The sequence below is a fragment of the Lysobacter daejeonensis GH1-9 genome (assembly GCF_000768355.1).
In the GTDB taxonomy this organism is placed as follows: domain Bacteria; phylum Pseudomonadota; class Gammaproteobacteria; order Xanthomonadales; family Xanthomonadaceae; genus Aerolutibacter; species Aerolutibacter daejeonensis.
The window spans coordinates 63,273-75,729 of record NZ_AVPU01000008.1 but is presented as its reverse complement, the minus strand read 5'-3'; the positions used below and the strand labels follow the sequence as shown (position 1 = coordinate 75,729).

13 protein-coding genes are annotated in these 12,457 nt (G+C 66.5%); all 13 read left to right on the top strand.

What is annotated here, in order from left to right:
* Positions 1-4: 4 nt before the first annotated feature.
* The 13 genes from N800_RS06570 (at position 5) to N800_RS06510 (ending at position 12,449) form a co-directional block, all read left to right on the top strand.
* Positions 5-640: an FMN-binding negative transcriptional regulator gene (locus tag N800_RS06570; RefSeq protein WP_036136202.1), complete on the top strand. Its 636-nt coding sequence runs from the start codon at positions 5-7 to the stop codon at positions 638-640.
* Position 641: 1 nt separating this feature from the next.
* On the top strand, positions 642-1,430 hold the full coding sequence (locus N800_RS06565) for an SDR family oxidoreductase (RefSeq protein WP_036136200.1): 789 nt from the start codon (positions 642-644) through the stop codon (positions 1,428-1,430).
* Between the two features lie 140 nt (positions 1,431-1,570).
* Positions 1,571-2,995 (top strand): aldehyde dehydrogenase, encoded by a 1,425-nt coding sequence (locus N800_RS06560; protein WP_036136198.1) that lies wholly within the window; start codon positions 1,571-1,573, stop codon positions 2,993-2,995.
* Positions 2,996-3,002: 7 nt separating this feature from the next.
* Complete coding sequence (gene can, locus N800_RS06555) at positions 3,003-3,665, top strand: carbonate dehydratase (RefSeq protein WP_036136196.1); 663 nt, start codon at positions 3,003-3,005, stop codon at positions 3,663-3,665.
* A gap of 1 nt (position 3,666) precedes the next feature.
* Positions 3,667-4,110: a RidA family protein gene (locus N800_RS06550; protein ID WP_036136193.1), complete on the top strand. Its 444-nt coding sequence runs from the start codon at positions 3,667-3,669 to the stop codon at positions 4,108-4,110.
* 24 nt (positions 4,111-4,134) lie between these two features.
* The gene (locus N800_RS06545) at positions 4,135-4,683 is read left to right on the top strand and encodes a 3-hydroxyanthranilate 3,4-dioxygenase (RefSeq protein ID WP_036136190.1); all 549 of its coding nucleotides are present in this window, start codon (positions 4,135-4,137) and stop codon (positions 4,681-4,683) included.
* A gap of 13 nt (positions 4,684-4,696) precedes the next feature.
* A complete protein-coding gene (locus tag N800_RS06540; protein ID WP_036136187.1) occupies positions 4,697-5,707 on the top strand; it encodes an amidohydrolase family protein in 1,011 nt (336 codons plus the stop codon).
* A gap of 49 nt (positions 5,708-5,756) precedes the next feature.
* Positions 5,757-7,052 carry a kynureninase gene (kynU, locus tag N800_RS06535; protein ID WP_036136304.1) on the top strand — a complete coding sequence of 432 codons (1,296 nt, stop codon included), beginning with the start codon at positions 5,757-5,759 and terminating at the stop codon, positions 7,050-7,052.
* Positions 7,042-8,400: an FAD-dependent oxidoreductase gene (locus tag N800_RS06530; RefSeq protein WP_036136185.1), complete on the top strand. Its 1,359-nt coding sequence runs from the start codon at positions 7,042-7,044 to the stop codon at positions 8,398-8,400. The genes kynU and N800_RS06530 overlap by 11 nt, the downstream gene beginning before the upstream one ends.
* Positions 8,401-8,404: 4 nt before the next feature.
* On the top strand, positions 8,405-9,847 hold the full coding sequence (gene sbcB / locus N800_RS06525) for an exodeoxyribonuclease I (RefSeq protein WP_036136182.1): 1,443 nt from the start codon (positions 8,405-8,407) through the stop codon (positions 9,845-9,847).
* 39 nt (positions 9,848-9,886) lie between these two features.
* Entirely contained in the window at positions 9,887-10,573 is a 687-nt protein-coding gene (locus N800_RS06520; protein WP_036136181.1) for a DUF2461 domain-containing protein, read from the top strand.
* A gap of 2 nt (positions 10,574-10,575) precedes the next feature.
* Positions 10,576-11,889: an MFS transporter gene (locus N800_RS06515; protein ID WP_036136179.1), complete on the top strand. Its 1,314-nt coding sequence runs from the start codon at positions 10,576-10,578 to the stop codon at positions 11,887-11,889.
* The gene (locus N800_RS06510; protein ID WP_036136177.1) at positions 11,886-12,449 is read left to right on the top strand and encodes a DUF2939 domain-containing protein; all 564 of its coding nucleotides are present in this window, start codon (positions 11,886-11,888) and stop codon (positions 12,447-12,449) included. Before N800_RS06515 ends, N800_RS06510 begins: the two co-directional genes overlap by 4 nt.
* Positions 12,450-12,457: the final 8 nt, after the last annotated feature.

The following is a 12,457-nucleotide window of genomic DNA, read 5'->3' as shown; positions in this document are numbered from 1 at the left end:
TGCCATGCATCAGCCTCGCACCTTCGTCGAGACGGATCTCGCGGCACTGGACGCACTGGTCGGGCGTGACAACTTCATCACGCTGGTCACGGTCAGCGACGGTCATGCCGAGGCCAATCACCTGCCGGTGCTGTACCACCGCGATGGCGACCGGGTGCAGCTTCAGGGGCATGTGTCCCGTGCCAACCCCGTCCGTCGCACCGCGGGCCGGTGCCTGGCCATCGTGCACGGCCCCAACGCCTATGTGTCACCGGGCTGGTATCCGGACAAGGAGGAGGAGGCCCGGGTTCCCACGTGGAACTATGCCGTCGCCCACCTGGAGGGAGTACTGGAATTCTTCACGGATGAAGGCGCATTGGCCGGGATCGTGGACCGGTTGAGCCTCCAGCATGAAGCGGCCGTTGGCAGCGATTGGCGATTCGAGATGGATCGCGAGGATCACCGCAACCAGTTGCGCGGCATCGTCGGTTTCCGCGTCGAGGTGGCGCGGATCACGATGAAGTTCAAGCTCAACCAGAACCACCCGCAGGCAAACCGGGTCGCCGTGTCCGACCAATTGGCGATTTCAGCGCGCGAGTCGAGCCGCGACACTGCCGAATTGATGCGCGCACGACTAGCCGCCCCCATCGCTGGAGACTGAGATGAACCTGAACCTGTCTGGCAAGCACGCGCTGGTTTGTGGCGCCACGCAAGGCATCGGCCTGGCCACCGCGAAGGCCCTTGCCGAACTCGGCGCCGACGTCACCCTTCTCGCCCGTCGCGAAGACGTGCTGGGCGAAGTGGCGACCGCCCTGCCCCGCCCGCAGGCCGGACAGGTTCACGGCTGGATTTCGGCCGACGCCACGGACACTGAAGCGCTGCGCGCGAAAGTGGAAGCGCTGGCAGCCGGAAAGCCGGTCCACATCCTGGTCAACAACAGTGGCGGCCCGCCGCCTGGCACGGTGCATGGCACCGATATTGCCGCGTTCGAAGCCGCTTACCGCCAGCACCTGTTGGCAAACCACGTGTTGGCCGAGGCCGTGATCCCCGGCATGGAACGCGATGGCTACGGCCGTATCGTCAACGTGATCTCGACCTCGGTGAAGGAACCGATTTCCGGGCTGGGCGTTTCCAACACCACCCGCTGGGCGGTGGCCAGCTGGGCCAAGACGCTGGCCACCGAACTGGCCGTCAAGGGCATCACCGTCAACAACGTACTGCCCGGCTCCACCGAGACGCCGCGCATCGAGCAGATCATCGACACCACCGCAGCCAAGACCGGACAGAGCCGTGAGGCCGTGTTCGCGAAGATGGTGGCGGAGATCCCGATGCGCCGTTTCGCCAAGCCCGAGGAAACGGCAGCCGCCATTGCCTTCCTGTGCTCGCCGGCCGCGGGCTACATCACCGGCGTGAACCTGCCGGTCGACGGCGGTCGCACCCGGTCCCTGTAGCCGCATCGGAGATGCGGCCCGCTCGTGGCAACGAGGCGTTTGCCGGTGCGCACCTTCCGATCAAGGGGATCGGCGGACCATTGAGACCCACCTCCTCCATACCGTGCCGGAGGGATTGACGCGACTGGTACATTAACCGGATGCGTCTCGGTCATTTCATTGCCGGTGAATACCGCGCCCCCTCCGGAGGGCAGTGGCTCGATGTTTTTGACCCGGCGCGGGGCGAAGTTTTCGCCCAGGTCGCACGGGGCAACACCGCGGATGTGCAGGCGGCGATAGCCGCCGCGGAAGCCGCCGCGCCGGCCTGGGCTGCGCTGCCCCATACCGAACGCGCGCGCTGGATGGAACGGCTGGCCGACGCCCTCGAGGCGCGGCTGGAAGATTTCGCCCACGCCGAGTCGCGGGACGGCGGCAAGCCGATCAAGCTGGCTCGGGAGGCGGAAATTCCGCGCGCGGTCAGCAACCTGCGGTTCTTCGCCCACGCCGCCACGCAGTTCGCCAGCGAGTCCCACCACGGACAGGCCGGCCTGAACTACACGCTGCGGCAACCGCTGGGCGTGGTGGCGACCATCTCGCCGTGGAACCTGCCGCTGTACCTGTTCACCTGGAAAATCGCACCGGCATTGGCTGCCGGCAACACGGTCGTGGCCAAGCCGTCCGAAGTCACGCCCCTGACCGCGACGATGCTGGGCGAGTTGATGCAGCAGGTGGGGTTCCCCAAGGGCGTGCTCAACATCGTGCACGGGCTCGGACCGGAGGTAGGCGAGCCGCTGGTAATGGATGCGCGGGTCAAGGCCGTGTCGTTCACCGGCAGCACGGCGGTGGGAAAGCGCATCGCTGGTCTGGCCGCCCCCATGCTCAAGAAGGTGTCGCTGGAGTTGGGCGGCAAGAACCCCACGCTGGTGTTTGCCGACAGCGACTGGCGCGACCACCTCGACACCATTGTCCGGTCCGCGTTCCAGAACAGCGGCCAGATCTGCCTGTGCGGATCGCGCATCCTGGTCGAGCGCCGCATTTACGCTGAGTTCCGGGATGCACTGGTGGAGTGCGCACTGGCGCTGCGCGTGGGCGACCCGATGGACGATGACAGCCAGATGGGGCCGCTGGTATCGCAGGCGCATTTCGACAAGGTCACCGCCGCGCTGGCACGGCTCCGCGATGAAGGTGGCCATGTGCTGTGCGGAGGCAACGCCCTCGACCGGCCTGGCTGGTTCGTGGCGCCCACCGTGGTCGATGGGCTGGGACCTGATTGCGCCAGCAACCGCGATGAGATCTTCGGCCCCGTCGCCACCCTGCAGCCCTTCGACAGCGATGACGAGGCGCTAGCCTTGGCCAACGCGAGCGAATACGGACTGGCGGCCAGCGTGTGGACGCGCGACCTCAACCGCGCACACCGCATGGCGGCGAAGCTGCAGGTGGGCATGGTGTGGATCAATACCTGGCTGATGCGCGACCTGCGCACGCCGTTTGGTGGCGTGGGGGCTTCCGGTCTGGGCCGCGAAGGCGGCTTGGAAGCCATGCGCTTCTTCACCGACGCAAAGAACGTCGGACTCAATATTGGATAAGGATCTGATGAACCCGCTCAACGAACTGCTGGAACGCAACCGCGCCTGGTCCGAACGAATCTGCGAGGAGGACCCGGGGTTCTTCGAACGGCTCTCCAAACAGCAGGCGCCGGAGTACCTATGGATTGGATGCTCCGATTCGCGCGTGCCGGCGAACCAGATCACCGACTTGGCGCCAGGCGAGGTCTTCGTCCATCGCAACATCGCCAACGTGGTGGTGCACACCGACCTGAACTGCCTGTCGGTGGTGCAGTTCGCAGTGGACGTGCTGAAGGTCAAGCACATCATGGTGGTGGGCCACTACGGCTGCGGCGGCGTCCACGCGGCCCTGACGGGCCAGCGACTGGGACTGGTGGACAACTGGATCCGCCATGTCGCCGACGTCGCCGACAAGCACACGCGTTGCCTGCATGGCTTCAAGAGTGAGCGCGACCAGCACGACCGCCTGTGCGAGCTGAATGTGTTGGAGCAGGTGGTGAACCTGGCCCACACCAACATCGTGCTTGATGCGTGGACCCGCGGCCAAGACCTGACCGTGCACGGCTGGGTGTACAGCCTCGGCAACGGGCGGGTGAACGACCTGGGCATCAGCATGAACAGACAGGAACAACTGGCTTCGACCTATGCATTGTCGCTGGCCCGCATCGCTGACGGCTGTGGGGTTACCTGAGATGACCGATGTGATCCGCACCGACAGCGCGCCTCGGCCAGTTGGCCGCTACCCGCATGCGCGCCGCGTGGGTAACCTGCTGTTCCTGTCGGGCATTGGTCCGCGGCACCCCGACGGCGATCACATCCCGGGTAATGAATACTTCGCCGATGGTCGCCTCAAGCATTACGACATCGCCGCCCAGACCCATGCCGTGTTCGACAACGTCCGCTCCGTGCTGGAAGCCAGTGGTGCGCGCTTCACCGACCTGGTGGACGTGACCGTGTACCTGACCGACATGGCGCGGGACTTCAAGACCTACAACGCCATCTGGGCCGAGTACTTCCCCGACATCGACACCGCACCCTGCCGCACCACCTTGGGCATCACCGCCCTGCCGACGCCGATCGCGATCGAGCTCAAGTGCGTCGCGGTGCTGCATGATGGGCCCCAGCCCACCGCCTGACCACAGCCACCAGGATCTGCCGCCATGCTGCCCGCCCCGATCAACCTGCAGGCCTGGATCGACGAACACCGCCACCTGCTCAAGCCGCCGGTGGGCAACAAGTGCATCGTCGACGACGACTACATCGTGATGATTGTCGGCGGGCCGAATGCGCGCACCGACTACCACTGGGAAGAAGGACCGGAGTTCTTCTACCAGCTCGAGGGGGAGATGGTGTTGCGCATCCAGGAAGATGGCGCGCCGCGTGACATCCCCATTCGTGCCGGCGAGATGTTCTACCTCCCGCCGCGCGTGCCGCACAGTCCGCAGCGCATGCCTGGGTCGGTCGGCCTGGTGATCGAGCGCAAGCGGCTCGCCCACGAGGATGACGCGTTGATGTGGTTCTGCGTGAACTGCAACCACAAGTTGTTCGAGGAAGGCTTCCACCTCGTGGACATCGAGCAGGATTTCTTCCGCATCTTCGAACGCTTTTACCGCGACGACGCACTGCGCACCTGCCCCCAGTGCGGCACCCTGAATCCCCGACCCAGCCGTTACGAGCTGCAGGCTGACTCGCAGGCGGACATCACCTGACCATGGACGCGCGATGCTGAAGATTGACACCCACGCCCATTACCTGCCTCGTGACTGGCCGGATTTGGCGCGCAAGTATGGCGACCTGCGATTCCCGGTCATCCACCACACGGAAGACGGCCGGCACCGCATCTACAAGGACGGCAAGTTCTTCCGGGAGGTCTGGTCGAAGACGTGGGATCCGCAGGAGCGGATCGACGACTACGCCCGCTTCGGGGTGCAGGTGCAGGTGATCAGCACCGTGCCGGTGATGTTCAGCTATTGGGCCAAGCCGCACCACGCGCTGGAGCTGCACCAGGCGCTCAACGACCACATGGCCAAGGCCTGCCGCGACTATCCGCGCCATTACGCAGGCATCGGAACCGTGCCCATGCAGTCGCCGCGGTTGGCCATCCAGGAGCTGGAGCGCTGCATGGACCAGTTGGGCCTGCAGGGCGTGCAGATCGGCAGCCACGTCAACGACTGGAACCTGGACGCACCGGAACTGTTCGATTTCTTCGAGGCCGCCGCCGAGCTTGGCGCCGCGATCCTGGTGCACCCCTGGGACATGATGGGTACGCCGTCGATGCCCAAGTACTGGTTGCCGTGGCTGGTGGGCATGCCGGCCGAGCAATCGCGCGCCGCCTGCTGCCTGATCTTCGGGGGCGTGTTGGAACGCCTGCCCAAGCTGAAGGTGTGCCTCGCCCACGGCGGAGGAAGCTTCCCGTACACCATCGGTCGCATCGAACACGGCTTCAACATGCGCCCGGACCTCGTCGCCACGGACAACCCGCGCAATCCGCGCGACTACCTGGCGCAACTGTATTTCGATTCGTGGGTGGCCGACGACCGGGCGCTGCGCTATCTGCTCGACACCTGCGGCACGAATCGGGTGATGCTGGGCACCGACTACCCGTTCCCCTTGGGCGAACAGGAGCCGGGGGCTGGTATCGCCTCGCTGGCCTTGTCTGCCGACGACCAGGCCCGGCTGTACCACGGCACGGCCTTGGAGTGGCTCGGCCTGCCGATGTCGCGCTTCACCTGACCCCGCCCCATTGACCGACTGTCCCGCCTGGGACATGGAAACTCCTTACGTGACCGACGTAACCACCCAAGCGCATGCCGATCCGTTTTCCGACGCCCACGCCGCCCACCTCGATGCCGTTGCGCCGCGCTCGCGCCGCGCCGACTTCCTGATTCCGCACCACGAAGGCCGCGAGATGGCCTATTTCGTCGGCAATTCGCTGGGCCTGCAGCCCCGTGGCGCGCGTGCGCACGTCGACGAGGTCCTGGACAAGTGGGCGGTGGAAGCGGTGGAGGGTCATTTCACCGGGCAGGCGCAGTGGATGACCTACCACGAACTGGTGCGTGATCCGCTCGCACGTCTGGTGGGTGCGCTGCCCTCCGAAGTGGTGGCGATGAACTCGCTGACCGCCAACCTGCACTTCATGATGGTGAGCTTCTACCAGCCCACCGCGGAACGCCCGGCCATCCTCATGGAGGCAGGCGCGTTCCCGTCCGACCGCTACGCACTGGAGTCGCAGGTGCGTTTCCACGGATTCGATCCGGCCACCGACCTGATCGAGCTGCAGCCCGATGAAGCCGATGGCACGTTCTCGATGGAAGCAATTGCGCGCGCCATCGCCGAGCACGGTCCGCGGCTTGCCTTGGTCGTGTGGCCCGGGGTGCAGTACCGCACCGGACAGGCATTCGATCTCGCAGAAATTACCCGGCTCGCGCACGCGCAGGGCGCGCTGTGCGGCTTCGACCTCGCCCATGCCGTGGGCAACCTGCCCCTGCAGTTGCACGACGCGGGACCGGACTTCGCGGTGTGGTGCCACTACAAGTACCTCAATTCGGGTCCGGGGGCGGTAGCCGGATGCTTCGTGCATGAGCGGCATGCCCACACGCAGCGTCCGCGTTTTGCCGGCTGGTGGGGCCACGATGCATCGACACGTTTTCGCATGGGGCCGGACTTCGTGCCGACCCCCGGTGCGGATGGCTGGCAGCTCAGCAATCCACCCATCCTTGGGGTGGCGCCGTTGCGGGCGTCGCTGGCGCTGTTCGACGAGGTGGGCATGCCCACGCTCCGGGCCCGCTCCGAGTCGTTGACCGGCTATCTGGAAACCCTGATCCGTCAGCGCCTCCCGGATGTGCTGCAGATCGTGACGCCGACCGAACCTGCACGTCGTGGCTGCCAGCTTTCGATTCGCGTGGTCGGCGGCCGGCCGCAGGGGCGTGCGCTGTTCGATTATCTGGCGGCCAACGGCGTGCTCGGCGATTGGCGCGAGCCCGACGTGATCCGCATTTCCCCTGCTCCGCTCTACAACACCCATGCCGACGTGTTGCGCTTTGCACGGACGGTGGAGGCTTGGCGCGATGCCCGCTGAAAGACACATCACCCTGATTGGCGCCGGCCTGGCCGGTGCCCTGCTCGCCACCCTGCTCGCCCAGCGCGGCTGGAAGGTGGACGTGTACGAGAAGCGTGGCGACCCGCGGGTCAAGGGTTACGCAGGCGGACGATCGATCAACCTGGCGCTGGCGGAGCGCGGCCGCCACGCCCTGCGCTTGGCCTCGGGCGACGACGAGGTGATGGCGCAGGCCGTGATGATGCGTGGCCGCATGGTGCATTTCCGCGATGGCCGCACCGACCTGCAGCGCTACGGCAAGGACGACAGCGAAGTCATCTGGTCCGTGCATCGCGGTGATCTCAACATCGTGCTGCTCGACATTGCCGAGCAGGCCGGTGCCCGCCTCCACTTCCACCGTGGGCTGGACAGCGTGGACTTCGAGTCGCGCATCGCCACCTTCACTGATGACGTTTCCGGCACTTCACATGCGGTGGGCTTCAACGCCCTGGTCGGGGCGGATGGTGCGGGTTCGTCACTGCGGACGGCGATGGCCCGTGAGGGCGACCTTGGTGAGCGCACCGAGTTCCTGGGCCACTCCTACAAGGAACTGGAGATTCCGCCCGCTCCGGACGGCAGTTTCAGCATCGAGCCCAACGCGCTGCATATCTGGCCGCGCGGGCGCTACATGTGCATCGCCCTGCCTAACGACGAGCGCACGTTCACCGTCACCCTGTTCCTGCCCAACGAAGGCGATCCGAGCTTTGCCACCGTGCGCACCGGTGCCGATGCGCGCGCACTGTTCGAGCGCGACTTCGCCGATGCGCTGCCGTTGATCCCCGAGCTGGAGGACGACTTCGAACGCAACCCCGCCGGGCTGCTTGCGACGCTCTATCTGGATCGTTGGCACCTGGATGGTCGTGCCGTGCTGATTGGCGATGCCGCGCATGCCATGGTGCCGTTCCATGGCCAGGGGATGAACTGCGCGTTCGAGGATTGCGTGGCCTTGGCGGAACACGTGGATCGCGACACCGACCTCGCGTCGGCCTTTGCCTCGTTCCAGGCCGAGCGCCTGCCCAATGCCCGCGCCATCCAGCAGATGGCGCTGGAGAACTACCTCGAGATGCGCGATCGGGTAGACGATGACGACTACCTGCTGCAGCGCGCACTGGAGCTCAAGCTGGCGGAGCGTCACCCGGACCGGTTCATGCCGCGCTACGCGATGGTGACCTTCCAGCGCATGCCGTACGCGGTTGCCTTCGAGCGCGGACAACTGCAGCGCCAATTGCTGGTGGACCTGACCCGCGGTCACGACACACTCGATTCGCTGGACTGGAGCCTCGTGGATGCCACCGTCCGCGAACGCCTGACCCCGCTGCCGCGCGACTGAGCCGATGCCCGCGAGCTTCCTGTTCTACGACCTGGAGACGTTTGGCAAGGACCCGCGAACCACGCGCATCGCGCAGTTCGCGGCCATCCGCACGGACACCGATCTCAACGAGATCGAAGCACCGATCAGCGTGTATGTCCGGCCAGCGGACGACCTGCTGCCATCGCCCGGCGCCACCCTGGTCACCGGCATCACGCCGCAGCAGGCATTGCGCGATGGCATGAGCGAAGCAGCGGCCTTTGCCCTCATCCACGATGAGATGTCGCGGCCGGAAACCTGCAGCCTAGGCTACAACTCGCTGCGCTTCGATGATGAATTCGTCCGCTTTGGGCTGTTCCGCAACTTCCATGACCCTTACGAGCGCGAGTGGCGCGGCGGCAATTCGCGCTGGGACCTGCTGGACGTACTGCGCATGGCCCACGCCCTGCGCCCGGAAGGACTGGTCTGGCCGCGCAACGACAAAGGCGACCCATCGTTCAAGCTGGAACACCTGGCCGAGGCCAATGGCGTACGCGAAGGCGATGCCCACGAGGCCCTGTCGGACGTCAGGGCCCTGATCGGACTGGCACGCAAGCTCAAGGCCGCGCAACCGCGGCTCTGGGAGTACGCGCTGCGGCTGCGTGACAAGCGTTTTGCCGCCAGCCTGGTGGACGTGGCGGCGATGACGCCCCTGCTGCACATTTCGCAGCGTTACCCCGCCAACCGGCTGTGCGCGGCGCCGGTGCTCCCGATCGCCCGCCACCCGCGCATCGACAACCGCATCATCGTGTTCGATCTGACGCAGGATCCGCTGGCCCTACTGGAGCGCGACCCCGACGAGATCGCCGCCACGATGTACCTGCGCACCGAACAACTGGCGCCGGGCCAGGAGCGCGTTGCGTTGAAGGAGTTGCACCTCAACCGCTGCCCCGCGTTGATGGCATGGCAGCACCTGCGCCAACCGGATTTCGAGCGCCTGGGCATTGACCCCGAGGCGGTGGCCGCCAACGCCAGGCGGTTGCAGGCCGTCGGCCCCGCCCTCGCCGAGAAGGTGCGGCGCGTCTTCGGCAAGGACGAACCGCGCGCACCCGCCGACGCGGATGCCTCGCTCTACGACGGATTCCTGGCCGATGGCGACAAGCGTCTGTTGCAGGACGTACGCTCCACGCCGCCGGAATCGCTGGGCGAGCGCAGCATTCCATTCCGCGACCAGCGCCTGTCCGAGCTGCTGTTCCGCTATCGGGCGCGCAACTGGCCGGCCACACTGACGCCGGAGGAGCGGCAACGCTGGGATGACTTCCGCCGCCGACGCCTGCGCGGCACTGCCGGTCTGTCGGAATACACCTTCGACAGCGTCCGCCAGGAACTGGGCGAACTGCGGGCCCATGGTGATCTCGATCCAAGGCAGCTGGCCCTTCTGGACCAGATCGAGGCCTGGACCAACGATCTTGATGCAGGCTTGTCCTGACGCGCGCAATACTGTCGCCCCGCCCGTCGACGCCCTACCATGAGCCAGTACTTCAGCGACGCCAGTTTCAAGTTCCTGCGCGGCCTGGCCCGGCACAACAACCGTGAGTGGTTCCTGTCGCACAAGGCCGATTACGAAAGCCACGTGCGCGCGCCCTTCCAGCGGCTGCTCACCGACCTGCAGCCGGCGCTGGCCGCCATCAGCCCGAATTTCCGGGCCGATTCGCGACCGGTGGGTGGATCGCTGTTCCGCATCCAGCGCGATACCCGTTTTGCCAACGACAAGGCGCCATACAAGCCGTGGCAGGGCGCGCGGCTGTTCCATGAGCGCCGGCGCGAAGTCGCTGCACCGTCTTTCTACCTTCACCTGCAACCGGGCGACTGCTTCATCGGCGCTGGACTGTGGCACCCGGAGACCGAGACCGTGCGCAAGGTGCGCCACTTCATCGTTGACAACCCGGGCAGCTGGAAGGCGGCGGCGCACGCCCCGACGTTCCGCAAACGCTTCGATCTGGAAGACAGCGAGATGCTGGTGCGCATGCCGCGCGGCTTTCCCGACGACTTCGAGTTCGCGGACGACCTTCGCCGCAAGAATTTCGTGGCATTCCGGGCGCTGGACGATGACCTGATGACCGGGCCGCGCCTGCTGCAGACGGTGGAGAAGGACCTCGCCGCGCTCGGCCCCTTCACCGACTACCTCTGCGCCGCCCTCGACCTCGAGTTCTGACGGTGTCGCCCGCGGATTTTCGACGTTACTCGCTGTTCTACCTGGGGTACTTCGGGGCACTGGGTGCCTTCACCCCCTACATTGGCCGCTGGGTGGTCGCCCAAGGGCACGGCGGCTACGTGGTGGGCGCCGCACTGGCGCTTTGGTACGGCGGCCGCATGCTGGCACCGCCCACGTGGTCGCTCTGGTCGGCCCGCAGCGCGGTCCCAGGCCGCTGGCTGGTGGCGGGATGCCTGCTGGCCCTGTTGGGTTTTGCGGCCCTCGCCGGCGCGACCGGTGTCGTGCCCATCTTCCTTGCCATTGCCTGGTTCGCGCTGTTCTTCAACGCGGTGATGCCGCAGTTCGAAGCGATGACGCTGTCCGCGCTTGCCCATCGCAGCCACGAATATGGGCGCATCCGGGTCTGGGGCTCCATCAGCTTTCTCGTGGTGGCGGCCAGTTACGGCTGGCTGTTGGACCGCTTGGGCGAAGGCGCGTTCGTCTGGCTGACGCTGCCGTGGCTGGCCCTCACCACGGCTGCCGCGTGGCTGCATCGGCACGACCGTCCGCATCACCCGCGTTCCACCGGCTCGAGTAGCCCGCCCCCGCCAGCGGCCGCAATGTCCGCAGCGGACGGGCAGCCAGCACACTCAGCCCCTGCGGCCACCAACTCGGATTCGGACTCAGGCGTCGGCGCGAACGCGCGCGACGCACTGCGCGCCCCACGCCCTCTGTGGCGAAGGCCGGGCGTCCGCAGCCTGCTGCTGGTGACGCTGTTGATGCAACTGGGCTTCGGCCCGTTCTATGTGTTCTATACCCTGCACCTGCAGGCGCAAGGCCACGACGGGACTGCCGTCGGCGTGCTGTGGGCCATCGGCGTGATCTGCGAAGTGGCCATGTTCTGGCTGGCGCCGAAACTGCTGCAACGCTTTGGCGCCTGGCGCGTGATGGCGACCTGCATGGCCTTCACCGTGGCGCGCTGGCTGATGGTGGCGTGGCTGGGGCCCTCTTTTGGCTGGATGGCCGTGGCGCAGACCGGGCACGCGCTCAGCTTTGCCGCGTTCCATGCCGGATGCATGCGCCGCATGGCCGAGCTGTTTCCCAAACGCCACGACATGGTGGCCGCGCAGGGACTGTTGTATGGCTTCAGCGGCGGGATTGGCGGGGTGCTCGGTGCGGGCCTGGCGTCGGTGGCCTGGCAGCACGGCGGGGGGCGATGGGCATTTGTCGCCGCCGCGTTGGCCACGCTGGTGGGCTGCATCGTGCTGCTTGCCTCGGCACGGTCGTTCCGTCAGCGGATATCCTCAGGGCAACGCACCGAGGAGTATGTGGAATGAAGAAGCTGCTGACTGTCGGCCTCGTGATCCTGGCCTTGCTGCTGGGTGTCTGGGCGTCGGGTCCGTTCCTGGCCGTCCATCAGATGCGCAAGGCCGTCGCGGCACAGGACACCGCGGCCCTGTCGCAGCACATCGATTTCCCCGCGCTGCGCGCCAACTTCAAGCAGCAACTGGACGACCACCTGGTCCGCCGCGCCGGAGCGGATGCACAGTCCAGCCTGCTCGGTGCCCTGGCCGTGCGGATGGCCGGTGGCCTCACCAATGGGCTGGTCGAGGTGCTGGCCACGCCGGCAGGCCTGGGCGCATTGATCGAAGGCCGCGGCCTGCTGCATCGCGTGACCGGCTCCGGCATCGACCCGGGCGACAGCTACGCGCACACCGGCCCCAGCGACCCGCTGGAAGGTGCCAAGTACCGCTTCGAGTCACTTTCGCGCTTCACCATCACGCTGCATCCGGAGTCGGAGCGACCGCTGGTGGTGGGAATGACCCGCGATGGCTTGCGCTGGCGCGTCACCGACATCCGCCTGCCGTTGGATGCCATGGCACTCCCCGGCGAATAAGCCGCAAT

Coding starts and splice junctions, on each gene's coding strand:
- N800_RS06545 (WP_036136190.1), top strand. CDS start 4,135: ATGCTGCCCGCCCCGATCAACCTGCAGGCCTGGATCGACGAACACCGC.
- N800_RS06520 (WP_036136181.1), top strand. CDS start 9,887: ATGAGCCAGTACTTCAGCGACGCCAGTTTCAAGTTCCTGCGCGGCCTG.
- N800_RS06570 (WP_036136202.1), top strand. CDS start 5: ATGCATCAGCCTCGCACCTTCGTCGAGACGGATCTCGCGGCACTGGAC.
- N800_RS06510 (WP_036136177.1), top strand. CDS start 11,886: ATGAAGAAGCTGCTGACTGTCGGCCTCGTGATCCTGGCCTTGCTGCTG.
- N800_RS06550 (WP_036136193.1), top strand. CDS start 3,667: ATGACCGATGTGATCCGCACCGACAGCGCGCCTCGGCCAGTTGGCCGC.
- N800_RS06560 (WP_036136198.1), top strand. CDS start 1,571: ATGCGTCTCGGTCATTTCATTGCCGGTGAATACCGCGCCCCCTCCGGA.
- N800_RS06530 (WP_036136185.1), top strand. CDS start 7,042: ATGCCCGCTGAAAGACACATCACCCTGATTGGCGCCGGCCTGGCCGGT.
- N800_RS06565 (WP_036136200.1), top strand. CDS start 642: ATGAACCTGAACCTGTCTGGCAAGCACGCGCTGGTTTGTGGCGCCACG.
- sbcB (WP_036136182.1), top strand. CDS start 8,405: ATGCCCGCGAGCTTCCTGTTCTACGACCTGGAGACGTTTGGCAAGGAC.
- can (WP_036136196.1), top strand. CDS start 3,003: ATGAACCCGCTCAACGAACTGCTGGAACGCAACCGCGCCTGGTCCGAA.
- N800_RS06540 (WP_036136187.1), top strand. CDS start 4,697: ATGCTGAAGATTGACACCCACGCCCATTACCTGCCTCGTGACTGGCCG.